Annotated in this window: 22 protein-coding genes; 16 read left to right on the plus strand and 6 right to left on the minus strand. The window is 72.5% G+C overall.

The genetic code is table 11. The features are described from left to right. The first annotated feature begins 1 nt into the window (after window position 1). Window positions 2-973, plus strand: coding sequence for a YafY family protein (locus ACFYQ6_RS13385; protein WP_361573924.1), 972 nt, complete (start codon window positions 2-4; stop codon window positions 971-973). On the opposite strand, the gene ACFYQ6_RS13390 is transcribed toward ACFYQ6_RS13385, so the two are convergent. Together ACFYQ6_RS13390 and ACFYQ6_RS13395 are read right to left on the minus strand one after the other, a co-directional pair. After that, entirely contained in the window at window positions 945-1,778 is an 834-nt protein-coding gene (locus tag ACFYQ6_RS13390) for an alpha/beta fold hydrolase (RefSeq protein WP_388762931.1), read from the minus strand. The two genes, ACFYQ6_RS13385 and ACFYQ6_RS13390, sit on opposite strands and share 29 nt — an antisense overlap. A 10-nt stretch (window positions 1,779-1,788) precedes the next feature. Then, window positions 1,789-2,412 (minus strand): TetR family transcriptional regulator, encoded by a 624-nt coding sequence (locus tag ACFYQ6_RS13395; RefSeq protein ID WP_388762933.1) that lies wholly within the window; start codon window positions 2,410-2,412, stop codon window positions 1,789-1,791. A 107-nt stretch (window positions 2,413-2,519) separates the two neighbouring features. On the opposite strand from ACFYQ6_RS13395, the gene ACFYQ6_RS13400 reads away from it, so the two are divergent. The 3 genes from ACFYQ6_RS13400 to ACFYQ6_RS13410 all read left to right on the plus strand — a co-directional run bounded on the left by ACFYQ6_RS13400 (window position 2,520) and on the right by ACFYQ6_RS13410 (window position 3,561). Then, window positions 2,520-2,675 (plus strand): hypothetical protein, encoded by a 156-nt coding sequence (locus tag ACFYQ6_RS13400; RefSeq protein ID WP_356738535.1) that lies wholly within the window; start codon window positions 2,520-2,522, stop codon window positions 2,673-2,675. Window positions 2,676-2,691: 16 nt separating this feature from the next. After that, window positions 2,692-2,979 carry a DUF4190 domain-containing protein gene (locus ACFYQ6_RS13405; protein ID WP_361573930.1) on the plus strand — a complete coding sequence of 96 codons (288 nt, stop codon included), beginning with the start codon at window positions 2,692-2,694 and terminating at the stop codon, window positions 2,977-2,979. 171 nt (window positions 2,980-3,150) lie between these two features. Then, window positions 3,151-3,561 carry a DUF1428 domain-containing protein gene (locus tag ACFYQ6_RS13410; RefSeq protein ID WP_388762935.1) on the plus strand — a complete coding sequence of 137 codons (411 nt, stop codon included), beginning with the start codon at window positions 3,151-3,153 and terminating at the stop codon, window positions 3,559-3,561. A 23-nt stretch (window positions 3,562-3,584) separates the two neighbouring features. Here the strand turns inward: ACFYQ6_RS13410 and ACFYQ6_RS13415 are convergent, their stop codons facing one another. Next, window positions 3,585-4,178, minus strand: coding sequence for a TetR/AcrR family transcriptional regulator (locus ACFYQ6_RS13415; protein WP_388762937.1), 594 nt, complete (start codon window positions 4,176-4,178; stop codon window positions 3,585-3,587). A gap of 148 nt (window positions 4,179-4,326) precedes the next feature. On the opposite strand from ACFYQ6_RS13415, the gene ACFYQ6_RS13420 reads away from it, so the two are divergent. Together ACFYQ6_RS13420 and ACFYQ6_RS13425 are read left to right on the plus strand one after the other, a co-directional pair. Then, a complete protein-coding gene (locus ACFYQ6_RS13420; RefSeq protein WP_388762939.1) occupies window positions 4,327-6,141 on the plus strand; it encodes a protein kinase in 1,815 nt (604 codons plus the stop codon). A gap of 206 nt (window positions 6,142-6,347) precedes the next feature. Then, window positions 6,348-7,517: a cysteine desulfurase family protein gene (locus tag ACFYQ6_RS13425; RefSeq protein ID WP_361573939.1), complete on the plus strand. Its 1,170-nt coding sequence runs from the start codon at window positions 6,348-6,350 to the stop codon at window positions 7,515-7,517. A 127-nt stretch (window positions 7,518-7,644) separates the two neighbouring features. On the opposite strand, the gene ACFYQ6_RS13430 is transcribed toward ACFYQ6_RS13425, so the two are convergent. Further along, window positions 7,645-8,328 carry a peptidoglycan recognition family protein gene (locus tag ACFYQ6_RS13430; protein WP_361573941.1) on the minus strand — a complete coding sequence of 228 codons (684 nt, stop codon included), beginning with the start codon at window positions 8,326-8,328 and terminating at the stop codon, window positions 7,645-7,647. Window positions 8,329-8,389: 61 nt separating this feature from the next. On the opposite strand from ACFYQ6_RS13430, the gene mnmA reads away from it, so the two are divergent. Then, window positions 8,390-9,520 (plus strand): tRNA 2-thiouridine(34) synthase MnmA, encoded by a 1,131-nt coding sequence (gene mnmA, locus ACFYQ6_RS13435; protein WP_361573943.1) that lies wholly within the window; start codon window positions 8,390-8,392, stop codon window positions 9,518-9,520. Window positions 9,521-9,581: 61 nt separating this feature from the next. Here the strand turns inward: mnmA and ACFYQ6_RS13440 are convergent, their stop codons facing one another. Further along, the gene (locus tag ACFYQ6_RS13440) at window positions 9,582-10,382 is read right to left on the minus strand and encodes an alpha/beta fold hydrolase (protein WP_361573945.1); all 801 of its coding nucleotides are present in this window, start codon (window positions 10,380-10,382) and stop codon (window positions 9,582-9,584) included. Window positions 10,383-10,444: 62 nt separating this feature from the next. Continuing rightward, entirely contained in the window at window positions 10,445-10,780 is a 336-nt protein-coding gene (locus tag ACFYQ6_RS13445) for a DUF427 domain-containing protein (RefSeq protein WP_388762942.1), read from the minus strand. A 65-nt stretch (window positions 10,781-10,845) separates the two neighbouring features. Between ACFYQ6_RS13445 and ACFYQ6_RS13450 the strand changes: the two genes are divergently transcribed. The 9 genes from ACFYQ6_RS13450 to gatB all read left to right on the plus strand — a co-directional run bounded on the left by ACFYQ6_RS13450 (window position 10,846) and on the right by gatB (window position 21,860). After that, window positions 10,846-11,385: a TIGR00730 family Rossman fold protein gene (locus tag ACFYQ6_RS13450; RefSeq protein WP_361573949.1), complete on the plus strand. Its 540-nt coding sequence runs from the start codon at window positions 10,846-10,848 to the stop codon at window positions 11,383-11,385. Between the two features lie 38 nt (window positions 11,386-11,423). Further along, window positions 11,424-12,113 carry an SDR family oxidoreductase gene (locus ACFYQ6_RS13455; RefSeq protein WP_388762944.1) on the plus strand — a complete coding sequence of 230 codons (690 nt, stop codon included), beginning with the start codon at window positions 11,424-11,426 and terminating at the stop codon, window positions 12,111-12,113. Between the two features lie 94 nt (window positions 12,114-12,207). Beyond that, entirely contained in the window at window positions 12,208-13,233 is a 1,026-nt protein-coding gene (locus tag ACFYQ6_RS13460; RefSeq protein WP_361573953.1) for a methionine synthase, read from the plus strand. Between the two features lie 37 nt (window positions 13,234-13,270). Next, window positions 13,271-15,466: an NAD-dependent DNA ligase LigA gene (gene ligA / locus ACFYQ6_RS13465; protein ID WP_361573955.1), complete on the plus strand. Its 2,196-nt coding sequence runs from the start codon at window positions 13,271-13,273 to the stop codon at window positions 15,464-15,466. Window positions 15,467-15,779: 313 nt separating this feature from the next. Beyond that, complete coding sequence (locus tag ACFYQ6_RS13470; RefSeq protein ID WP_388762946.1) at window positions 15,780-17,927, plus strand: putative bifunctional diguanylate cyclase/phosphodiesterase; 2,148 nt, start codon at window positions 15,780-15,782, stop codon at window positions 17,925-17,927. 364 nt (window positions 17,928-18,291) lie between these two features. After that, window positions 18,292-18,588, plus strand: coding sequence for an Asp-tRNA(Asn)/Glu-tRNA(Gln) amidotransferase subunit GatC (gene gatC / locus ACFYQ6_RS13475; protein ID WP_014153935.1), 297 nt, complete (start codon window positions 18,292-18,294; stop codon window positions 18,586-18,588). 5 nt (window positions 18,589-18,593) lie between these two features. Beyond that, window positions 18,594-20,096 carry an Asp-tRNA(Asn)/Glu-tRNA(Gln) amidotransferase subunit GatA gene (gene gatA, locus ACFYQ6_RS13480; protein WP_361573959.1) on the plus strand — a complete coding sequence of 501 codons (1,503 nt, stop codon included), beginning with the start codon at window positions 18,594-18,596 and terminating at the stop codon, window positions 20,094-20,096. After that, window positions 20,093-20,335: a hypothetical protein gene (locus tag ACFYQ6_RS13485; protein WP_136329351.1), complete on the plus strand. Its 243-nt coding sequence runs from the start codon at window positions 20,093-20,095 to the stop codon at window positions 20,333-20,335. Before gatA ends, ACFYQ6_RS13485 begins: the two co-directional genes overlap by 4 nt. A 16-nt stretch (window positions 20,336-20,351) precedes the next feature. After that, window positions 20,352-21,860 carry an Asp-tRNA(Asn)/Glu-tRNA(Gln) amidotransferase subunit GatB gene (gatB, locus tag ACFYQ6_RS13490; protein WP_361573962.1) on the plus strand — a complete coding sequence of 503 codons (1,509 nt, stop codon included), beginning with the start codon at window positions 20,352-20,354 and terminating at the stop codon, window positions 21,858-21,860. Window positions 21,861-21,975 lie beyond the last annotated feature (115 nt).

Genomic DNA, 21,975 nt, shown 5'->3' on the forward strand with positions numbered 1-21,975 from the left:
GGTGAAGTCCGACCGGCTGCTCTCCATCCTGCTGCTGCTCCAGACCCGCGGCCTGGTGACCGCGGGTGAGCTGGCCGAGCGCCTCGAAGTCTCCGTACGCACCGTCTACCGGGACGTCGAGGCGCTCTCGGCCTCCGGTGTGCCCGTGTACGCGGAGCGGGGGCGCAACGGCGGGATCGCGCTGCTGCCGGGCTTCCGTACCGATGTCACCGGGCTGACCGCCGACGAGGCGCGCGCCCTGTTCGTCCTCGCCGCGCAGGGCGCCCACGCGGCCCTGGGGCTCGACGCCGCGCTCGGCTCCGCCCTGCGCAAGGTGATGGCCGCGCTCCCGGCTCCGCACCGGCCCGCCGCCGAGCAGACGAGCCGCCGCATCCTGGTGGACCCGGTCCGCTGGATGAGCGGCCCGCACGCCGCCGTGGACGTGGGTGAACTCCACGACGCCGTCCTCGCCGACCGGCGGCTGCTGCTCCACTACCGGCACAGCGGTACGGACACCCCGCGCGTCTACACCGTCGATCCGTACGGCCTCGTCGTCAAGGCGGGTGTCTGGTACCTCGTCGCCGACCGCGACGGCGCGCCCCGGCTCTTCCGCGCGGACCGGGTGAAGGGCGCGGTCCGCACCGAGGAACCCGTGGAACGCCGGGCGGGCGTGGAACTCGCCGACGTCTGGGAGGAACTGCGCCGGCAGGTCGAGGAGCGGCCGGGCGACGTGCGGCTCCGGCTGCGCGTACGCCGTTCCCGGCTCGACCTCTTCGTACGCCTCCAGGCGGGCCTGCTGACGGGCCGCCCCGAGCCCGAGGAGGAGCCGCCGGGGGAGTGGCTGCTGGCCGAGCTCGCGGTGCCCGACGTGCGGTGGGCCCGTTCCCTGCTCTCCTTCGGGGCGGACGTCGAAGTGCTGTCGCCTCCCGAGGCGCGTCGCATCCTCGCCGAAGCGGCCTCCTCCGTCACGGAGTTGTACGCAGAAAACGGGTGAGGGCAGCCGTCAGCTCGGCCGGTGCGTCCTCCTGGACGAGGTGGCCCGCGCCCTCGATCAGCCGCAGCTCGGCGCCCGGGATCATCCCGGCCAGTTCATGGCCGCGGGCGACCGGGATCCAGGTGTCCTCGGTGCCCCAGCAGACGAGGACGGGCAGCTCCAGATCCTCGTAACGGTGCTGGATCTCGTCGGTGAAGCGCTGGTCGTTCTGCGCGATCTGCCGATAGAAGGCGGGCCTGCCCTCCTCGGTGCACCACGGGGCGACGAGCCGGTCCAGCACGGCCGGGCCGAGCCCCTGGTGGCTCGCGGAGCGCACGTACTCGGTGACCAGCGCCCGGTGCAGGTCCGGCGGCAGTGCGCCGAAGACCTCGCCCCGGTCGCCGAGCAGCCGGTAGGCGGGCGAACCCCAGGGGGCCAGGGCCACGGGGTCGACGAGCGCGAGGCGGCGGTAGCGGGCGCCGTGCAGGAGGTGGGCGCGCAGGGCGACACACCCCCCGAAGTCATGGGCGACGACGGCCGGCCGGCCCAGCCCCCAGTGTTCGAGGAGCTCGACGAGCACCCAGGCCTGGGCGCGCAGGGTCACGTCCTGCTCGGCGTACTGCGCCGACGAGCCGTAACCGGGCAGGTCCCACACGTACACCCGGTGGTCCTGGGCCAGCGCCCGCGCGATGCCGCGCCAGACGTACGAGGAGAACGGCGTGCCGTGCACCAGGACGACGGGCGGAGCCTGCTCGGGGCCGAGCGCGGCCCAGCGCACCGCGCCCGACGAACTGGTGAAGCTCCGGTCCAGCGTCCAGTCGCTCATGGCGCCGACCCTACGGCCTGTCCAGCCAGTGGGCCCTGCCCAGCGTGACCAGCCGCAGTCTGCGCCGCGCCACCCGTACGACCTCCTGCTCGCCTTCCGGCCCCGCGTCCAGCAGCGCAGACGCGGTCAGCACCATGTGGTCGACGTACAGCCCGCCCAGCATCAGGAGGTCCTCGCGGTCCCAGCCGGCCGACTGCGGCTCCTCGCCGAGTACCCGTGCCACCTCCTCGGCGAAGAGGCGCAGCTGGGCGGCGATCGCCTCGCGGACCTGGCCCACGCCGCCGTGCTGCTCACGGGCGATGAAGCGGAAGTGGGCGGGCTGCGCCGCGACGTGACGGGCTATCAGGCCGACGCTGCGGTCCAGCCGTTCCTCGCTGTCGCCCGTGTCGGCGAGGATCGCGCCGATCATGCCGTGCAGGCTCCCCAGGGTCTCCTCCACGAGTGCCACGCCCAGGGCCGCCGTTCCGTCGAAGTGCCGGTAGAAGGCGGTGGGGGCCACACCCACGGCGCGTGTCACCTCGCGCAGGCCCAGGCTGCTCAGGCTCTGGTGCTCCAGCAGTACCAGCGCCGCGTCGAGCAGCGCCTGACGCGTCTTCAGCTTCTGCGCCTGGCGGACGCCGATGGTGTGACTCATGCCATTCAGTAAACAACCGTTCTCCGAGTCCTGGAAGGGCCGGGGGGTTTAGACTCAGAAGTCAGTGAACAGTCGTACTCTCAAGTTGGTGGAAGGGAGAACCGGACATGTTCGTCCTCGTCGCCGCACTGCTCCTGCTGGGGGTCGTCCTCGGAGCGGTCGCGCACCTGCCCCTGCCCCTGGCCCTGACCGCCGCGGCCGTGATCGGCCTGTGGCTGGCTGTCTTCGGTGTCCGTGAACACCTCGCCCGTCGCACCCGCTGACGAAGGAGCCCGCACCATGACACTCGCCACCGCTCGCACCACCCGTCCCACCCGCACCCGCCCGGCCGCACGCGAGGCGGACGGCCTGGCCGTCGCCTCCTTCGTGCTGGGGCTGCTCGGCCTCCTGGTCATGAACATCCTGCTCGGGCCCGTCGCCATCGTCATGGCGCTGATCGCGCTCGGCCGCTCCACCGCCCGCCGTGGGCGCGCGCTGCTCGGACTCGCCCTCGGAGTGGCCGACCTGGCCGTCCTCGCCGTTCTCGTCGCCGGCAACGGCACGGTCTCCTGGAGCCTCGCGGGCTGACCCCGCGGCCCCCCGGACCGTCAGGCGATCGATCCGTTCACGTGACGGAGGCGGCCGTCGCGTATCGCCGCCCGCGAGGCACTGTTGTGGGAACGTGGACCGGTGATCCGGCTGTGCTCAGGGCGGCCGGCCGCGCACTCACCGTAGAAGCGCCCGACGCGAGGAGCACGGATGACGTTCGCCGACATCACCATCGTTCCGGTCCCGAGTGACCGGAAGGCCGCCTACCTGGCGTTCTCGCGGCGGATGGCCGACGTCTACCGCGAGCACGGGGCGACCAGGATCACCGACTACTGGCAGGCGGGCGTTCCGGCCGGTCAGGACGACTTCCACGCGGACGGGGTCACCTACGGCCCGGGCGATCTGCGAGGGCTCGCGAGCGTCATGGGTGCGTCGCGTCTGGAGTCGGTCGTCGTGAGCGTCACGGAGTGGCCGTCACGGGAGGTCCGCGATCGAGGCAACGCGGCCGCCACGAAGGACCCGCGCGTCCTCGCCACGCTCGACGAGGACCCTGTGTTCGACGGGCGCCGCCTGGTCGCCGAGAGCTTCGAGATCGCGACGGGCCTGCCGGACGGACGCTAGGGCCAGGTCCCCTACCGGACGGGCTACGCGCCGACCGACCGCCAGATCCGGTCGGGCAGGAGACGGGCGGCCTCGTCGAGGTCCACGTCGTCGATGCCCGAGAGCCACCGGCGGGCGACGGCGACGACGGGTCCCATCAGCAGGGACTCGGCCAGTGGCGGAGGGAGCGGGGCGAGCTCCCCGGAATCGATGCCGAGCCGTATCCACAGGGCCACTTCGGAGACCCTGGCCTCCTGAGTGTCGCGGAACTCCTTGCCCCGCGCCATGCCCTTGCGGTCGGCGAGGGGGGAGTGCAGGAGCAGGGCGGGCCCGCGGTGCTCCTGCACGAAGGTCAGATAGGCCCGCACGGCGTCCGCGACACCCGCACGCGCGCCGTCCGCATCCTGGAGGGCCCGGGTCAGCTCGCCGAGCAGCCGGTCCAGCCAGCGGTGGCTGAGAGCGCCGACGAGGCCGTCGAGGCTGCCGAAGTGGTGGTAGAGGCTTCCCAGGCTGACGCCGCTCTCCCGGACGACGGCGTTGACCGTGAGGCCCTGCTCGCCCGACTCCACGAACACCCGCAGCGCGGCGTCCAGGAGCAGTTCGGAGGTGACCTCGCCGCGGTGCTGCTTGGGGCTCATGGAGGGGCCGTCCCTGTGGTTCGTGAGGCGGGGGTCTTCAGCGGTGAATTTCTAGAGTGACTTTCTAGAAGTCGCTTCCTCTTCAAGTATCCACTGGTCAGACTTCCCCTGGAACGGAAAAGGCGTGTCACGGGGAGACGGTGTGGGCGTGTTGGACCTGACGGGCAGCGGTGCGAAGCCGCTCGAGGCGGACGACCCGCGGGAGATCGGGGGGATTCCGCTCGCGGGCAGACTCGGCTCCGGCGGAATGGGCCGCGTGTACCTCGGTGTCCATGAGGGACGGTACGTCGCCGTCAAGCAGGTGCTGCCCTCGATCGCGGGCGAGGACCAGGACTTCGTCCGCCGCTTCGGGCACGAGCTGGACAACCTCGCGCAACTGCCCGAGGAGGCCACCGCCCCCCTGCTCGCCAGCGACCGGGACGCCAGGCCCCCGTGGCTGGCGACCGCGTACGTCCCCGGGCTCACCCTGAGCAAGGCGATCGAGCTGCACAGGGGCCCGCTGCCCGCCCGGACCCTGTGGCTGCTGCTGCGGGAGGCCGCGGCAGGGCTGGTGCCGGTGCACGAGCTGGGCATGGTCCACCGCGACCTCAAACCGTCCAACGTCATGCTGACCGTCGAGGGCGCCACGGTCATCGACTTCGGCGTGGCCAGGGCCACCGAGCAGAGCCAGCTGACCAGGAGCGGAATGGTGGTCGGCACGCCGGCCTACATGGCTCCCGAACAGGCGACGACGAAGCGGGATCTGAGCGGCGCCGCCGATGTGTTCGCCCTGGGCTCGGTGCTCGCGTACGCGGCCAGTGGCCGTCCGCCCTTCGGCGACGAGTCCGGCCCCGCCGTGCTCTACCGCATCGTGCACGAGGAGCCCGACCTGGAGGCGGTGCGGGAGCTCGACCCGGACCTCGCCGACCTCGTCGCGGCCTGTCTGGCCAAGGACGCCGAGGCCCGTCCGACGGCGTCCGAGCTGGTGCGGCGTGCGAACGGACACGGTCCGTTCGGCACACCCCTGTGGCCGGAGTCCGTCGCGGGGGACCTCGCGGAGAAGGCGGCCTTCGCCGCGCACGTCCAGGAGATCGAGCTGCCGCCGCCCGCCTCGGTGAAGACGCGCCGCCTGGGACGCAAGCGCGGGGCGCCCGGGCCGGGCGAGCCGGCGGCCTCCGGCCGCGAGCGACGCCGGAGGACCCGCGTCTTCTTCGCCGTCGTTCCCGTCGTCGTGACCGTGAGCGGGGCGACCCTCGCCTTCCAGCTCCTGCCCTACACGTTCGGGGCGGACGACCGCACCGCCGCCGGCCCTTCGGTCACCGCGACGGCCACGGCCGCGCCCGGGGCGTCCGCCCCGGGCGCGAGCCGGTCCGGATCACCGTCTCCGGGGAAGTCGCCGACGCGCAAGGAGAAGGAGAACGACGCCGGGAGGGAAGCCGAGGCCGCGGGCGCGTCGTCCGCCCCGGCTCCGGGGGCCGGCGACGCCGGGGGCGGTTCGCAGGACGGTTCCGGCGGTTCCGGTTCCTCCGGCGGCTCCACCGGCTCAGGAGGGTCCGGCACCTCGGGAGCGTCCGGATCCTCCGGCGGGTCGAGCGCCTCCGGCGGTTCCGGAGGCACCACCACGCCGTCCGGGGCCCGCCACTACCGCAACGGCGGCAGCGGCAAGTGCCTCGCCGCCGCGTCCAGCGGCATGGCGTACACCGGTGCCTGCGACGCCGCGGGCACCGCGTGGACCGTCCTGCCGCTGTCCGACGGGACCTTCCAGCTCGCCCACGAGTCGGGCAGGTCGTGCCTGAACGCGGGCATCCTCAACGGGGGGACCCTGATGCTCTCCTGCAACGGGTCCGAACTGCGCCGCTGGCGCACGGGGGCGGGCGGAACTCTCGTGAGCCTCGGCACCGGGGGCTGCCTGGACCTGGGCAACGGAGGCGTCACCACGACCACCTGCTCGGGAAAGGCCTCCCAGCGCTGGACGGTCTCCTGAGAGCGGCCGGCCCCTGCTCCGGGCCCCCGGGGCGGGCTTTCCGGCCCTCGGGAGGGTCTTCCGGCTCCCGTGCTGACCCTGCGGTTCCCGGCCGGGCCTTCCGGCCCCCGGGCGGGCCCGGAGGGTCCGGTGGCTGTCCGCGACGGGGGCGCCGGGCGCCGCCCTCGCACGGGCCCGCGCCACGGGCTCGTAGAATCGGGACCACCATGGCTTACCTCGACCACGCCGCGACCACGCCGATGCTTCCGGAGGCGATCGCGGCGATGACCGCGCAGCTCGCTGTCACCGGCAACGCGTCCTCACTGCACGCCGCCGGGCGCCGGGCCCGCCGTACCGTCGAGGAGTCCAGAGAGACCCTGGCCGAGGCGCTCGGCGCCCGGCCCAGCGAGGTCGTCCTGACCTCGGGCGGCACCGAGGCCGACAACCTCGCCGTGAAGGGCCTCTACTGGGCCCGCCGCGACGCCGACCCCCGGCGGACCCGCGTCCTCGCCAGTCCCGTGGAGCACCATGCGGTGCTCGACGCCGTGGACTGGCTCGCCGAGCACGAGGGCGCCACCGTCGAGTACCTCCCGGTCGACGGGTACGGGCGGGTGCACCCCGAGGCGCTGCGCGAGGCACTGCTCCGTGATCCCGGCGACGTCGCCATGATCACGGTGATGTGGGCCAACAACGAGATCGGCACCATCATGCCGATACGCGAACTCACCGCGGTGGCAGAGGAGTTCGGCGTGCCCATGCACGCCGACGCGGTGCAGGCCTTCGGGCAGCTGGAGCTCGACTTCGCCGGCTCCGGGCTGGCGGCGATGACTGTCAGCGCGCACAAGATCGGCGGGCCCTTCGGGATCGGCGCGCTGCTCCTGGGCCGCGACCACACACCGGTGCCCGTGCTGCACGGCGGCGGCCAGGAGCGGCACGTGCGCTCCGGCACCCTCGACGTACCCGCCGTGGCCGCCTTCGCCGTCGCCGGACGGCACGCCGCCGAGGGACGCGCGGACTTCGCCCGCGAGATCGGGGCGCTGCGGGACGAACTCGCCGCCGCCGTACTCAAGGCCGTACCCGACGCGATCGCGGGCGGTGACCAGGCCCCCGGCGGCCGGCTGCCCGCCAACGCCCACTTCACCTTCCCCGGCTGCGAGGGCGACTCCCTCCTCCTGCTGCTCGACGCCCAGGGCATCGAATGCTCGACCGGCTCCGCGTGCACTGCGGGCATCGCCCAGCCCAGCCATGTGCTGCTGGCCACGGGGACCGACCCCCGGCTGGCGCGGGGCACGCTGCGTTTCTCGCTGGGCCACACCTCGACCGCGAGCGACGTGGAGGAACTCGCGCGGGCGATCGGCCCCGCCGTCGAGCGGGCCAGGACGGCCGGACTCAGCTGACCCGCCACGCCCTCGGCGGGGGCGGGGGCAGGGACGGGGACAGCACGCCTCAGCGGGCCTGCGAACCCGGCCTGCGGACTCGGCCGGCCTGCGAACCCGGCCTCGACAGGGGCCGGGACAGCGGGACTCAGCCGGCCTGCGAACCGCCCGTGGACGCGGCGCGCACCAGCTTCATGTAGCGCTTCCAGTCCCAGTGCGGCCCGGGGTCGGTGTGGTCGGCGCCCGGCACCTCGACGTGCCCGATGATGTGCTCGCGGTCGACCGGGATGCCGTACCGCGCGCATATCGCCGCCGTCAGCCGCGCCGACGACTCGTACATCTTCGCCGTGAAGTCCTGCGGGCGGTCGACGAAGCCCTCGTGCTCGATGCCGATGCTGCGCTCGTTGTAGGACCGGTTGCCCGCGTGGTACGCCACGTCGAGCTCCCGGATCATCTGCGTCACCCGGCCGTTCTGCCGCACGATGTAGTGCGTCGCCGCCCGGTGCGCGGGGTCCTGGAAGACACGGACCGCGCTGGCGTAACTGCCCTGGGTGACATGGATGATCACCCGGTCCACGCCGTAGTCGTCGGGGCGGTCCGCGCGCCGCCAGTTCGCCTCGGAGGCCGCGATCCACCGCGCGGGGGTGTAATCCAGCTCACCCGCCTTGCGGGGCTTCTCCACGCCCGGGACCCGCCACCAGACGCGCCGGATGTCGTCCACGGCCAGCGCTGCCGTGCCCACGGCCGCCGCTCCACCGCCGATGAGCAGCGCGCGCCTGCTGATGCCGCGCCCGGGCTTCCCCGGCTGCCCGGCACTCCTGTTCGTCTCCACGACGTCGTCAACGCATATCGGCGAGCATTCGGTTCCCGGCGCCCCGTACCCTGGAGAAGCTATGACTCAGACCTCCCAGCGCCCCCTCCGTGTGCTCGCCGCCATGTCGGGCGGAGTCGACTCCGCCGTGGCGGCGGCCCGTGCCGCCGAGGCGGGCCACGACGTGACCGGTGTGCACCTCGCCCTCTCCGCGAACCCGCAGTCCTTCCGTACGGGCGCGCGCGGCTGTTGCACCATCGAGGACTCCCGGGACGCCCGCCGCGCGGCGGACGTCATCGGCATCCCGTTCTACGTCTGGGACCTCGCGGAACGCTTCCGCGAGGACGTCGTGGACGACTTCGTCGCGGAGTACGAGGCGGGGCGCACGCCCAACCCCTGCCTGCGCTGCAACGAGAAGATCAAGTTCGCCGCGCTGCTCGACAAGGCGCTGGCCCTCGGCTTCGACGCGGTCTGCACCGGCCACTACGCCACCGTCGTGCTGAACGACGAGGGCGGCAGGGAGCTGCACCGCGCCTCCGACATGGCCAAGGACCAGAGCTACGTCCTCGGTGTCCTGGACGAGCGCCAGCTCGCCCACGCCATGTTCCCCCTGGGTGACACGCTCACCACCAAGGAGGAGATCCGCGCCGAGGCCGAGCGCCGCGGCCTGGCGGTCGCCAAGAAGCCCGACAGCCACGACATCTGCTTCATCGCCGACGGCGACACCCAGGGCTTCCTGGCCGGCCGCCTCGGGGGCCCGGCGGAGGGCGACATCCTCGACGAGGCGGGCACGAAGGTGGGCACCCACGAGGGCGCCTTCGGCTTCACCATCGGCCAGCGCAAGGGCCTGCGGATCGGTCACCCCGCCCCGGACGGCAAGCCGCGCTACGTCCTGGACATCTCCCCGGTGAACAACACGGTCACGGTCGGCCCCGTGGAGGCGCTCGACGTGACCGCCCTGACCGCGATCAGGCCCCGCTGGTGCGGTGAGGCCCCCACCGGCGCCGGGACCTACACCGCGCAGCTCCGCGCGCACGGCGGCGAGACCGAGGTGACGGCGGAGCTCGTCGACGGCACCCTGTCCGTCACCTTCACGGAGCCGGTCCGGGGCGTCGCCCCCGGCCAGGCCATCGTGCTCTACGACGGGACGCGGGTCGTCGGCTCGGCCACGATCGCGACGACCGTACGCCGCGAGAGGGCCGCTGCGGGCTGAGACGGTCGGCGCGGGGCCGGAGCGCTCCCCTGTGACGCTCCGGCCCCGTCCCGCCTCCCCGTCAGAACGCCGTCCGCAAGGACGGGGCCCGGCCGAAGAACTCCGCCAGCACCGGGGCCATGACGTGCGGCGCCAGTTCGCGGGTCTGCCCGGTCAGGGTGCGGTGCCTGGCCCGGGGGACAGCCGCCGCGAGGGCCAGGGTCGTCGCCTGGGCCTCCGGGGTGCTGAAGCCGCCGGTCACCACCAGGGTGCGGGCCGTGAGGGAGGCGAACCGCTCCGTGGGAACAGCTCCGCCGCCCACCAGCGCGTCGTCGTACGCGAGGGTGTGCGCCATCGCTTCGAGGCGAGGCCACAGCGGGGCCCGGCGCATGTGCGTGATCGTCCGCGGCGGCACCCCGGCCCCGGACAGATGCAGTTCCACGGCGCCGGCCCGGTCGCCCTTCTCCAGCAGCCGGTGCAGCAGCGCCGTCCGGCGTGAGGCGCGCAGCAGCTGCTCGGCCCCCTGGGCGTACGGCGGCTCGTAGACCGCGAGCAGGTCCACGGGCAGCCCCGCGGCGTGCGCCTCCAGCGCCAGCGCCCCTCCCGACAGCATGCCGAACAGCGAGACGTTCCCGCCCACCCGGGCCGCGACCGCCGCCAGGTCCTCGATCTCGCGCCTGATGGTGTACGGCCCGCTGTCGCCACTGGCGCCACGGCCCCGGCGGTCGTACGTCACGACCGTGAAGCGTGGTGCCAGCCCGGCAGCCAGCGGTGCTTCGTCGGCGGCGGTGCTCAACGCCCCGCCGACCAGGATCACCGGCGGCCCGTCGCCGTGGCGGCGATACGCGATCGACGTGCCGTCACGGGAGAGAGTCTTGTCCATGTGAGGGTGGACCGCCGCGCCACACAGAACTCATCGCCGGTGCGCGAAAAAAGTTCTGACGGTCAGTCGGAGACCACCTCGGTGGCGTAGAAGCACAAGTGATCCCTGATCGCGACGACTTGTTCCTTCGGCTCCGGGTACGACCAGACGAGATCCGCCGCCCCGGGCGCCGACCAGTAGGCGGCATCCCCCTTGAACGGGCAGTGCGTTCGGGTGTCCGACGGGGTCAGCAGGTCGAAGCGGACGTCCTCGGGCGGCAGGTAGTAGCGGACGGGACAGCCCGTCTCGCGCAGCACCAGCGGGCGGCGGCTCTCGGCGAGCACCTGCCCGTCGTGCACCGCGCGCACGTGCGTGGCGGAGGGTTCGACGGTGATGGTGTGTCCTGTGATGGAGGCCATACGGGGTTCAGCCCCGCGGGACGGCGGTTTCTTCCCGCGCCGGGGCGCGGTCGTACGGTGTCCGCATGAACATCTGTGTCTTCCTCTCCGCAGCCGACCTCGACGACCGCTACACCGTGCCCGCCCGGGAATTCGCCGAACTGCTGGGCCGGGGCGGCCACACCCTGGTGTGGGGAGGGTCGGAGAGCGGGCTGATGAAGGTCGTCGCCGACGGGGTGCAGGAGTCCGGCGGCCGGCTCGTGGGGGTGTCGGTGGACTTCCTGGCGGCGAAGGCCCGGACGAACGCCGACGAGATGGTGATCGCCAAGGACCTCGCCGAGCGCAAGGCGCTGCTCCTGGAGAAGGCCGACGCGATCGTGATCATGGTCGGCGGGACCGGGACCCTCGACGAGGCGACCGAGATCCTGGAGCTGAAGAAGCACGGCAAGCACACCAAGCCCGTCGTCCTGCTGAACACCGCCGGTTTCTACGACGGCCTGCACCAGCAGTTCCAGCGCATGGAGGACGAGGGCTTCCTGCCGATCCCGCTCACCGAGCTGGTCTTCTTCGCCAAGGACGGCGTCGGGGCGCTGGCCTACCTGGAGGAGTCCGCCGGCCACCTCTGAGGTGATCGAGGGCATGCCGCGGATGCGAGCATGAGGGCATGCCTACACACCTCATCACCGGCGCCGGCTCCGGGATCGGCGCGGCCGTCGCCCGCCGTCTCCTGGAGCGCGGCGACGAGCTCGTGCTGCTGGCCCGGGACGCGGGACGCGCCAGGGAACTGGCCGCGCTGTACCCGGGGGCCCGTACCCTCGTCGGCGACCTCACCGATCCCGACCGGCTCTCCTGGGCCTTCGGGCAGCAGCCGATGCCCGAACGCCTCGACTCGCTGCTGCACATCGCGGGCGTCGTCGAGCTCGGCCGGATCGGCGACCTCACCCCCAGGACCTGGCACCTCCAGCTCAACGCCAACCTCGTCGCCCCCGCCGAGCTGACCCGCCTGCTGCTGCCCCAGCTGCGCGTCTCCCAGGGCCAGGTCGTCTTCGTGAACTCCGGTGCGGGGCTCGCCGCCCACGCCGAATGGGGTGCGTACGCCGCGAGCAAGCACGGACTCAAGGCGCTCGCCGACTCCCTGCGCCACGAGGAGCACGGCAACGGGGTCAGGGTCACCTCCGTCTACCCGGGCCGCACCGCCAGCCCCATGCAGGCCAAGGTCCACCAGCAGGAGGGAAAGGAGTACGACGCCTCGCGCTGGATCGACCCGGAGTCGGTGGCCACCACGATCCTGCTGGCGATCGACCTGCCGCGCGACGCCGAGATCAACGACCTGACGGTCCGTCCCGGCCGCTGAGACCTGCCGCTGGGACCGGCTGCCGGGACGCGGGATCCGGCGGTCCCGCACCCGGCCGCCCGGAGCCCGCACCCCGGGCCCGTAGGCTTTGCGCGTGAGCGAGAAGAGCGGGTTCAGCGCCGTTGCGGCGACCGGGATCGGATCCATGCCGGGAGGAGACGCCCGGGAGGCGGCCAAGACCGTCACCGGGTCCTTCGCCGACGGCCAGGGCATGCCGTACCTCGCGGAGCTGCCCGCGCGGGGCCCCGGCGCGGACATGATCGGGCGGACCGTCGGCCTGCTCGTCGAGATGTACGGCCATGTCGAGCCCAGCGGCTGGCGCGTCAGCGACCGCCCGGGCCGCGACACCCGCCGGGCCCGCTCCTGGCTCGGCGAGGACCTCGACGCGCTGGAGGAGTTCACCCAGGGCTACGAGGGACTCCTCAAGGTGCAGTCCGTGGGCCCCTGGACCCTCGCCGCCGCGCTCGAACAGCGCGGCGGTGAGGCGATGCTCGCGGACCCCGGTGCCTGCCGCGACCTCGCGGGCTCCCTGGCCGAGGGGCTGCGCTCCCACCTCGCCGAGGTACGGCGCAGGGTGCCCGGCGCCGAGGTCGTGCTCCAGCTCGACGAGCCCTCGCTGACCGCCGTCCTGCGCGGGCGGATCAGGTCGGCGAGCGGCTACCGCACCTACCGTGCCGTAGACCGCCAGATCGTCGAGGGGGCGCTGCGGGACGTGCTCGCGGTGAACGGCGGGGGGCCGACCGCGGTCCACTCGTGCGCCCCCGAGGTGCCTTTCGCGCTCCTGCGCCGCGCCGGAGCGGGCGCGGTGTCCTTCGACTTCTCCCTGCTCACCGAGCGTGAGGAGGAGGCGATCGGGGAAGCCGTCGAGGGCGGCACCCACCTCTTCCTCGGAGTCGTCCCCGGTGTCGACGCCGCCTCGACCGCATTGTCCGACCCGGGCGGTAGCGTCATGGGGGTCAGGACGCTGTGGAGCAGGCTGGGGCTGAATCCGGGGACTCTCGGGGAGTCCGTCGTGATCACCCCCGCGTGCGGGCTGGCGGGCGCGTCGCCCGCCTACGCCCGGGCCGCGCTCGCCCACTGCGCGCGGGCCGCGAGGTCGCTCGCGGACAACCCTGAGTGACGGTCGAGTTCAGCGGGGCAACGGGAGGTAACGGGAGATGGCCGGCGAACAGCAGGCACAGCAGCTGACCGGTGTGCCGGCGGAGGTGCGGGAGCGGCACGCGCTCCTTGCCGAGCAGATCGAGGATCACCGCTTCCGGTACTACGTGAAGGACCAGCCGGTCGTCGACGACGCCACGTTCGACCGGCTCATGCGCGAACTGGAAGCCGTCGAGGACGAACACCCCGAGCTGCGCACACCGGACTCGCCGACCCAGAAGGTCGCCGGTCCCTACACCACGGAATTCACCTCCGTCGAGCACCGCGAACGCCTGCTCTCGCTCGACAACGCCTTCGACGACGCGGAGCTCGCCGCCTGGGCCGACCGGGTGGCCAAGGACGTGGGGCGGGGCGGCTACCACTTCCTGTGCGAGCTCAAGGTGGACGGCCTCGCCGTCAACCTCACCTACGAGCACGGCAGACTGACCCGCGCCGCGACCCGGGGCGACGGCCGCACGGGCGAGGACATCACCCCCAACGTCCGGACGATCGCCGAGATCCCGCACCGGCTGGAGGGCGACCGGATCCCCGCACTCGTCGAGATCCGCGGTGAGGTCTTCTTCCCCATGGAGGCCTTCGAGGGGCTCAACGCCCGGCTCGTCGAGGCCGGCGACAAGCCCTTCGCCAACCCGCGCAACGCGGCGGCGGGCTCGCTGCGGCAGAAGGACCCGAAGATCACCGCCACCCGCCCGCTCCACATGGTGGTGCACGGCATCGGCGCCCGCGAGGGCTTCGACATCGACCGGCTCTCCCAGGCCTACGACCTGCTGAGCGAGTGGGGCCTGCCGACCGCCCGGCACAACAAGGTCGTCGCGTCCCTGGACGAGGTGCGGGAGTTCATCGCGTACTTCGGCGAGAACCGCCACTCCGTCGAGCACGAGATCGACGGGGTCGTCGTCAAGCTGGACGAGATCCCCCTCCAGGGAAGGCTCGGCTCCACCTCACGCGCGCCGCGCTGGGCGATCGCCTGGAAGTACGCGCCGCAGGAGGTCAACACCAAGCTGGTCAACATCAGGGTGGGCGTCGGCCGCACCGGGCGGGTCACGCCGTACGCCCAGGTCGAGCCGGTCGTCGTGGCCGGTTCCGAGGTCGAGTTCGCCACCCTGCACAACCAGAACGTCGTCAGGTCCAAGGGCGTCCTCATCGGTGACACGGTGGTGCTCCGCAAGGCGGGCGACGTCATCCCGGAGATCCTCGGGCCGGTCGTCGACCTGCGGGACGGCGGCGAGCGGGAGTTCGTCATGCCGTCCGACTGCCCTGAGTGCGGGACGCCGCTCCGCCCCATGAAGGAGGGCGACATCGACCTCCGCTGCCCCAACGCGCGGTCCTGCCCCGCCCAGTTGCGGGAGCGCGTGGCCTACCTGGCGGGCCGCAAGTGCCTGGACATCGACCACTTCGGCTATGTGGCGGCGGCGGCCCTGACCAAGCCGCTGGAGCCCGCCGAACCACCCCTCGTGGACGAGGGCGACCTCTTCGGGCTGACGGTGGAGCAGTTGCTGCCGATCCGGGCGTACGTCCTGGACCCGGACAGCGGGCTGCCCAAGCGTGACCCGAAGACCGGCGAGGAGAAGATCGCCACCGTCTTCGCCAACCAGCAGGGCGAGGCGAAGAAGAACGCCCTCGGCATGCTGGAGGGCATCGCGGCGGCCAAGGAGGCACCGCTCGCCCGGATCCTCACGGGGCTCTCCATCCGCCATGTGGGGCCGGTGGCCGCCGTGGAACTGGCCCGGCAGTTCCGGTCGATCGACCGGATCGACGAGGCGTCCGAGGAGGAGCTGGCCGCGGCTGACGGGGTGGGCCCCATCATCGCCGCGTCGGTCAAACAGTGGTTCGCCGAGGACTGGCACCGCGAGATCCTGCGCAAGTGGCGGGAGGCCGGGGTCCGGATGGAGGACGAGGGCGCGGGCGGCGACGAGGGGCCGCGACCGCTGGAAGGGCTGACCGTCGTCGTCACCGGCACGCTGACGTCCCACACCCGCGACGGCGCCAAGGACGCGCTCCAGGCCCAGGGCGCGAAGGTCACCGGGTCCGTCTCGAAGAAGACCTCCTTCGTCGTGGTCGGCGACAACCCCGGGTCCAAGTACGACAAGGCGATGCAACTGAAGGTGCCCGTCCTCGACGAGGAGGGCTTCGCCGTGCTCCTCGAACAGGGGCCGGACGCCGCACGGGAGGCGGCCGTCCCCGCCGAGGCCTGATCGAGGCGCGATCGAGACACCGGCGACGCGTGGCCGGGGGTGTGTGGGGAAGTAAGCGGACGAGGTGGACAAGCGGGGGCCCGGACCTCCGACCGGCCCACCCGCACCACCCGTTCGGCGCATATCAGAGAGGCAGGGGTGCCAGGTCCGCATTCGGGCAAGAGCGGCAGAGCGCTGCCCGTGCGGGCCCTCGGCGGCCTACTGTTGAACGAGCACCTGACGTGCCCGGCCGTGTGGTGGGATTCGGGCCGTGGTGGCATGGGAGCGGGGGCCACCGTGGGACATCGGCACCGCCGGCTGTGAGAGGGACGGAATGGAACCGACCGAGAGCGCCGCACCGGTGTCGCGGCTGCAGGGTTTCGTGGGCCTCACGTCGAGAGTGGGCGCCGTCGTCGTGGCGGTCGCCGCGGTGCAGCTCGCGACCGGCTTCTACCGCACGGTCCGCGACGGCCACGCACTCTTCCCCGACGGCACGGCGGGCTGGTCGCTCGCCCTGCTCACGGGCGTCATCGTGGGCCATCTGGTCGCCCTCGGGCGCGACCGGTGGTGGGGCGGCACGGGTTCAGGCGCCGCCCTGACCCTCGCCGTCCTGCTGCTCTACGGCTGGGTGGCCGCGGGTCTCGTCAGCCTGGTCGTCGTCGTGCTCGTCGGTACGGCGCGACGCCACCGCTGGTGGCAGGGGCTGTTGCACGGCGCGGTGGACATACTCGGCATCGGGGCCGCCGCGCTGGTCCTCGCCGCCTTCGGCGAGGTGCCGAGCGTCGAGACCCCGTGGCGGCCACTGCACTGGGGCGTCGACTCCGTACCGGAGGTGCTGCTCGCCGCCGGGGCGTATCTCCTCGTCACCCGCGTCCTGCTCTGGTACGCCCACGCGTCCCAGACCGGCGGGCTGCCGACGATCGCCCGCACCGCGCTGCTGCGTCAGGGCCTCGTCGCGGTGGCCCTGCTGGGCATCGCCCCGCTGATCTGCGTGGTGGCCTCGGCCATGCCGGTGCTGCTGCCGCTCTTCGCCGTCCCGCTCATCGCCCTGGACTCCACGCTCTGGATCGCCCGCGCGCGGGCCGAGGAGCAGCTGCGGGACCCGTTGACCGGGCTGCCCAACCGCCAGTGGCTCCTGGAGCGGACGTGGACGGCGCTGGAGGAGGCGGCGAGCACCGGCAGCCGGTCCGCCCTCGTCCTCATCGACCTCGACCGCTTCCGTGCCGTCAACGACACCCTCGGCCATCTCGCCGGGGACCGGCTCCTGCTCCAGATAGCGGAGCGGCTCCGGCTGGCCCTGCCGCGCGGTGCGGAGGCCGCACGGCTCGGCGGTGACGAGTTCGCCGTACTGCTGCCCACGGCGGACTCGACCACCAGCGCCCAGCGCATCGCCCGCCACCTGGTCGCCGAACTCTCCTCGCCCCTCGACCTCGACGGGCTCACCCTGGTGCTGGAGGCGAGCGCCGGGGTCGCCGTCCACCCCGACCACGCCCTGGACGCCGAAGGGCTGCTCAGGCGGGCGGACGTGGCCATGTACCAGGCCAAGCGGGACCGCACGGGCGTGGAGGTGTACGAGTCCAAGCGGGACAGCAACACCCCGGACCGGCTCGGCCTGCTGGGCGATCTGCGCCGCGCCCTCGACGCCCGCGAGGTCGAGCTCCACTACCAGCCGAAGGTCCGCTTCGACGGCCAGGTGGCGGGCCTCGAAGCGCTCGTTCGCTGGGTGCATCCCGAGCGGGGCCGGGTCCCCCCGGACGAGTTCATCGCGATCGCGGAATCCTCCGGGCTGATGCCCCACCTCACCGAATACGTCCTGGAGACCGCTCTGGCCCAGGTCGCCCGGTGGCGCGCGCAGGGGCTGTACGTGCCCGTCGCCGTCAACGTCTCGCCGCGCGACGTCCACACCCCCGGCTTCGCGGGCAGTGTCGCCGCCCGGCTCGCCCGGCACGGCGTCCCGGCCGGGGCGCTGCAACTGGAGATAACCGAGCACGTCCTGCTGGAGGACCCGCAGCGGGCGGCCGACACCCTGGCCGGGCTGACGGGCCACGGGGTGAAGATGTCGCTCGACGACTTCGGCACCGGCTACTCCTCCCTCGTCCACCTGCGGAAGCTGCCGGTCAGCGAGCTCAAGATCGACCGGTCCTTCGTCGCACGGCTGGCCGTCGACAACGAGGACGCGGAGATCGTCCGCTGCACCATCGACCTGGCCCACTCGCTCGGGCTGCTGGTCGTGGCGGAGGGCGTCGAGGACGACGAGACCTGGGAGCGGCTGCGCGACCTGCGCTGCGACGCGGTGCAGGGATGGCTCGTGGCCGCCGCGATGCCGCCGCAGGAGACGACGGCATGGCTGCGGGCGCGCGGCGAGCACGGCTGGCGGCGCCCGGCGGAGCTGCGGGCGGCGGCCGACGCCGCGGTGGCGGCGCAGCCCGAGGCGGAGCAGCGGCCGGCGGGCCGGGCGGTGTCCGGGCCGGCGACCGCCTGACCGGGGGCTTCCGGGGGAGCGGCGGGTGACCGGGAGCCGTCCGCCGGCCGTTTTGTCCGCTGCCGCCCGGCGGGCCCGGGGCGGCCGGACCGGGATTGTGACGCCGTGGGTGGGACAGCAGGCGGGGCAGTGTCCCGCGACCCCATAGGATTGGGGGTCGGCGGCACATTTCCACCTGCCGCGCGACGCCTGGCACGCACGCTCGCCGCGTCGCCGAAACGCCCACGTGGCTCCGCCACGAGGGCGCTCCGGCGCCTTGCGATCGCACGCACCGGACGCCGTGCGGCCCGTCCTCCGGACGGACGGTGGAACGGTGCCGACGACCCCCAGCCACAACCACACACCAACCCCTGAGGATCGCTGCATGCCTGGCATCACGCGCGAGGAGGTCGCCCACCTCGCCCGGCTGGCACGTCTGGAGCTGAAGGGCGAAGAGCTCGAACACTTCGCCGGTCAGCTCGACGACATCATCGGCGCGGTCGCCCGCGTCTCCGAGGTCGCCGACCAAGACGTACCACCGACCTCCCACCCGCTGCCGCTGACCAACGTCATGCGGGCGGACGAGGTCCGTCCGTCGCTCACCCCCGAGCAGGCGCTCTCCGGCGCCCCGGCCCAGGAGCAGCAGCGTTTCAAGGTGCCGCAGATCCTGGGGGAGGACTAACAGCCATGACGGACATCAGCACCATCATCAAGCTCACCGCGGCCGAGATCGCCGCGAAGATCGCCTCCGGCGAGCTGACGGCCGTCGAGGTCACCGAGGCCCACCTGGCCCGGATCGACGCCATCGACGAGAAGGTCCACGCCTTCCTGCACATCGACCGTGAGGGTGCGCTCGCGCAGGCCCGCGCCGTCGACGCCAAGCGTGAGGCGGGCGAGAAGCTCGGCCCGCTGGCAGGCGTCCCGCTCGCGCTCAAGGACATCTTCACCACGCAGGACATGCCGACCACCGTCGGCTCGAAGATCCTCGAGGGCTGGGTCCCGCCGTACGACGCGACCCTCACCAAGAAGCTCAGGGCCGCCGACGTCGTCATCCTCGGCAAGACCAACATGGACGAGTTCGCCATGGGGTCCTCCACCGAGAACAGCGCCTACGGCCCGACCGGTAACCCCTGGGACCTCACCCGTATCCCGGGCGGCTCCGGAGGCGGCTCCTCCGCCGCGCTGGCGTCCTTCGAGGCACCGCTCGCCATCGGCACGGACACCGGCGGCTCCATCCGCCAGCCCGCCGCCGTCACCGGCACCGTCGGCGTCAAGCCCACCTACGGCGGGGTCTCCCGCTTCGGCATGGTCGCCTTCTCGTCCTCCCTCGACCAGGGCGGCCCCTGCGCCCGTACGGTCCTGGACGCGGCCCTGCTGCACGAGGTCATCGGCGGGCACGACCCGCTGGACTCGACGTCCATCGACGCACCGGTCCCGCCGGTCGTCGAGGCCGCGCGCAACGGCTCGGTCCAGGGCATGCGGGTCGGTGTCGTCAAGCAGTTCGCGGGCGAGGGCTACCAGGCCGGTGTCGTCCAGCGCTTCAACGAGTCGGTCGAGCTGCTGAAGTCGCTCGGCGCCACGATCGTCGAGCTGGACTGCCCGTCCTTCGACCTCGCTCTTTCGGCGTACTACCTGATCGCCCCGTCGGAGTGCTCCTCCAACCTGGCGCGGTTCGACGCCATGCGCTACGGCCTGCGCGTCGGCGACGACGGCACGCGCTCCGCCGAGGAAGTCACCGCCCTCACCCGCGAGGCCGGCTTCGGCGACGAGGTCAAGCGCCGCATCATCCTCGGTACGTACGCGCTGAGCTCCGGCTACTACGACGCGTACTACGGCTCGGCGCAGAAGGTCCGCACCCTCATCACCCAGGACTTCGAGAAGGCGTTCGAGCAGGTGGACGTGATCGTCTCGCCGACGACGCCCACCACCGCCTTCCCGATCGGCGAGCGCGCCGACGACCCCATGGCGATGTACCTCGCGGACCTGTGCACCATTCCGACCAACCTCGCCGGCAATTCCGCCATGTCGCTGCCCTGCGGCCTGGCGCCGGAGGACGGCCTGCCGGTCGGGCTGCAGATCATCGCGCCCGCCATGCAGGACGACCGTCTGTACAAGGTCGGAGCAGCCGTCGAGGCCGCTTTCGTGGAAAAGTGGGGACACCCGCTGCTCGAGGAGGCTCCGTCGCTATGAGCGCCATGGCTAAGAAGGCCAAGAACTTCAAGAAGTCCAAGTCCGGCGTGTACGTGTCCCTGGGCACCACGGCCTTCGGCGCGCTCAGCGTCGTCAAGCAGGCGAGGATGGCCCGCCAGGACAACGACACGCTGCGGCTCATCGACGCCGCCGTATCCGCCGCCGCGATCGTGACCGGACTCGCGATCCTCTACCGCGAGCTCAAGCGTCTCGGCGACGACGACGTCCTGCTGGGCTGAGAGGGAAAGTTTCATCGTGACTGTCATCGACCTGGAGTCGTACGAGGACGCCCTCGCGGCGTACGACCCCGTCATGGGCCTCGAGGTCCATGTGGAGCTCGGCACCAAGACGAAGATGTTCTGCGGCTGCTCGACCGAGCTCAAGCAGGACGCCAACTCGCAGACCTGCCCGGTCTGCCTCGGGCTGCCGGGCGCGCTGCCGGTCGTCAACGAGATCGGCGTCGAGTCCGCCATCAAGATCGGGCTCGCGCTGAACTGCGAGATCGCCGAGTGGTGCCGCTTCGCCCGGAAGAACTACTTCTATCCGGACATGCCGAAGAACTTCCAGACCTCCCAGTACGACGAACCGATCGCCTACAACGGCTATCTGGACGTCCAGCTGGAGGACGGCGAGATCTTCCGTGTGCAGATCGAGCGCGCGCACATGGAGGAGGACACCGGCAAGTCGACGCACGTCGGCGGTGCCACCGGCCGTATCCACGGCGCCTCCCACTCGCTGCTGGACTACAACCGCGCGGGCATCCCGCTCATCGAGATCGTCACCAAGCCGATCGAGGGAGCGGGCGCACGGGCCCCTGAGGTCGCCAAGGCGTACGTCGCCGAGCTCCGCGAGCTCATCAAGGCGCTCGGCGTGTCCGAGGCCCGGATGGAGATGGGCCAGATGCGCTGCGACGTGAACCTGTCGCTGCGCCCCAACGGCACCGAGACCTTCGGCACCCGCTCGGAGACGAAGAACGTCAACTCGCTGCGCTCCGTCGAGCGTGCCGCGCGTTTCGAGATCCAGCGTCACGCGGCGGTGCTGAACTCCGGCGGGACGATCGTGCAGGAGACCCGGCACTTCCACGAGGAGGACGGCTCCACCACGGCCGGCCGCATCAAGGACAACGCCGAGGACTACCGCTACTTCCCGGAGCCGGACCTGGTGCCGGTAGCCCCCTCCCGCGAGTGGGTCGAGGAGCTCCGCAAGGGGCTTCCCGAGCTGCCCCGGCTGCGCCGCAAGCGGCTCAAGGAGGAGTGGGGTGTCAGCGAGCACGACATGCAGTCCATCCTCAACGCGGGCGCGGTCGACCTGATCGTCGCCACGACGGATGCGGGCGCCCCCTCCGACCAGGCACGCAAGTGGTGGATGGGCGAGCTCGCCCGTAACGCCAACGAGACCGGCCGCAGCCTGGACGAGCTCCCCGTCACCCCGGCGCAGGTCGCCCGGGTGGCCGAGCTCGTCGCGTCCGGCGACCTCAACGACAAGCTGGCCCGTCAGGTCCTCGAGGGTGTCCTCGCGGGCGAGGGCGACCCGGACACCGTCGTCGAGAAGCGCGGACTCAAGGTCGTCTCGGACGAGGGCGCGCTGGGCACGGCGGTCGACGAGGCCATCGCGGCCAACGCCGCGATCGCCGACAAGATCCGTGGCGGCAAGGTCGCCGCCGCGGGTGCGCTGGTCGGCGCGGTCATGAAGGCGACCCGGGGCCAGGCGGACGCGGCGCGCGTACGCGAGCTGATCCTGGAGAAGCTCGGCGTCGAAGGCTGATCCGCACCACGCTCCGCACGAGGGGGCGGGGAACTCGCGACGCGGGTTCCCCGCCCCTCTCGCGTGTGTGCGCCCGCCGCACGCTCGAAAGAGGCGCGGGGACGTTCACCGCCGG

The organism is Streptomyces sp. NPDC005494, from assembly GCF_042872025.1.
GTDB lineage: Bacteria > Actinomycetota > Actinomycetes > Streptomycetales > Streptomycetaceae > Streptomyces.

Excerpts from the sequence above, each read along its gene's own strand:
- gatC (WP_014153935.1), top strand. The coding sequence starts at position 18,292 with ATGCCTGGCATCACGCGCGAGGAGGTCGCCCACCTCGCCCGGCTGGCA.
- ACFYQ6_RS13425 (WP_361573939.1), top strand. The coding sequence starts at position 6,348 with ATGGCTTACCTCGACCACGCCGCGACCACGCCGATGCTTCCGGAGGCG.
- ACFYQ6_RS13440 (WP_361573945.1), bottom strand. The coding sequence starts at position 10,382 with ATGGACAAGACTCTCTCCCGTGACGGCACGTCGATCGCGTATCGCCGC.
- mnmA (WP_361573943.1), top strand. The coding sequence starts at position 8,390 with ATGACTCAGACCTCCCAGCGCCCCCTCCGTGTGCTCGCCGCCATGTCG.
- ACFYQ6_RS13400 (WP_356738535.1), top strand. The coding sequence starts at position 2,520 with ATGTTCGTCCTCGTCGCCGCACTGCTCCTGCTGGGGGTCGTCCTCGGA.
- ACFYQ6_RS13415 (WP_388762937.1), bottom strand. The coding sequence starts at position 4,178 with ATGAGCCCCAAGCAGCACCGCGGCGAGGTCACCTCCGAACTGCTCCTG.
- gatA (WP_361573959.1), top strand. The coding sequence starts at position 18,594 with ATGACGGACATCAGCACCATCATCAAGCTCACCGCGGCCGAGATCGCC.
- ACFYQ6_RS13450 (WP_361573949.1), top strand. The coding sequence starts at position 10,846 with ATGAACATCTGTGTCTTCCTCTCCGCAGCCGACCTCGACGACCGCTAC.
- ACFYQ6_RS13405 (WP_361573930.1), top strand. The coding sequence starts at position 2,692 with ATGACACTCGCCACCGCTCGCACCACCCGTCCCACCCGCACCCGCCCG.
- ACFYQ6_RS13455 (WP_388762944.1), top strand. The coding sequence starts at position 11,424 with ATGCCTACACACCTCATCACCGGCGCCGGCTCCGGGATCGGCGCGGCC.
- ACFYQ6_RS13470 (WP_388762946.1), top strand. The coding sequence starts at position 15,780 with ATGGAACCGACCGAGAGCGCCGCACCGGTGTCGCGGCTGCAGGGTTTC.
- ligA (WP_361573955.1), top strand. The coding sequence starts at position 13,271 with ATGGCCGGCGAACAGCAGGCACAGCAGCTGACCGGTGTGCCGGCGGAG.
- ACFYQ6_RS13390 (WP_388762931.1), bottom strand. The coding sequence starts at position 1,778 with ATGAGCGACTGGACGCTGGACCGGAGCTTCACCAGTTCGTCGGGCGCG.
- ACFYQ6_RS13410 (WP_388762935.1), top strand. The coding sequence starts at position 3,151 with ATGACGTTCGCCGACATCACCATCGTTCCGGTCCCGAGTGACCGGAAG.
- ACFYQ6_RS13395 (WP_388762933.1), bottom strand. The coding sequence starts at position 2,412 with ATGAGTCACACCATCGGCGTCCGCCAGGCGCAGAAGCTGAAGACGCGT.
- ACFYQ6_RS13485 (WP_136329351.1), top strand. The coding sequence starts at position 20,093 with ATGAGCGCCATGGCTAAGAAGGCCAAGAACTTCAAGAAGTCCAAGTCC.
- ACFYQ6_RS13445 (WP_388762942.1), bottom strand. The coding sequence starts at position 10,780 with ATGGCCTCCATCACAGGACACACCATCACCGTCGAACCCTCCGCCACG.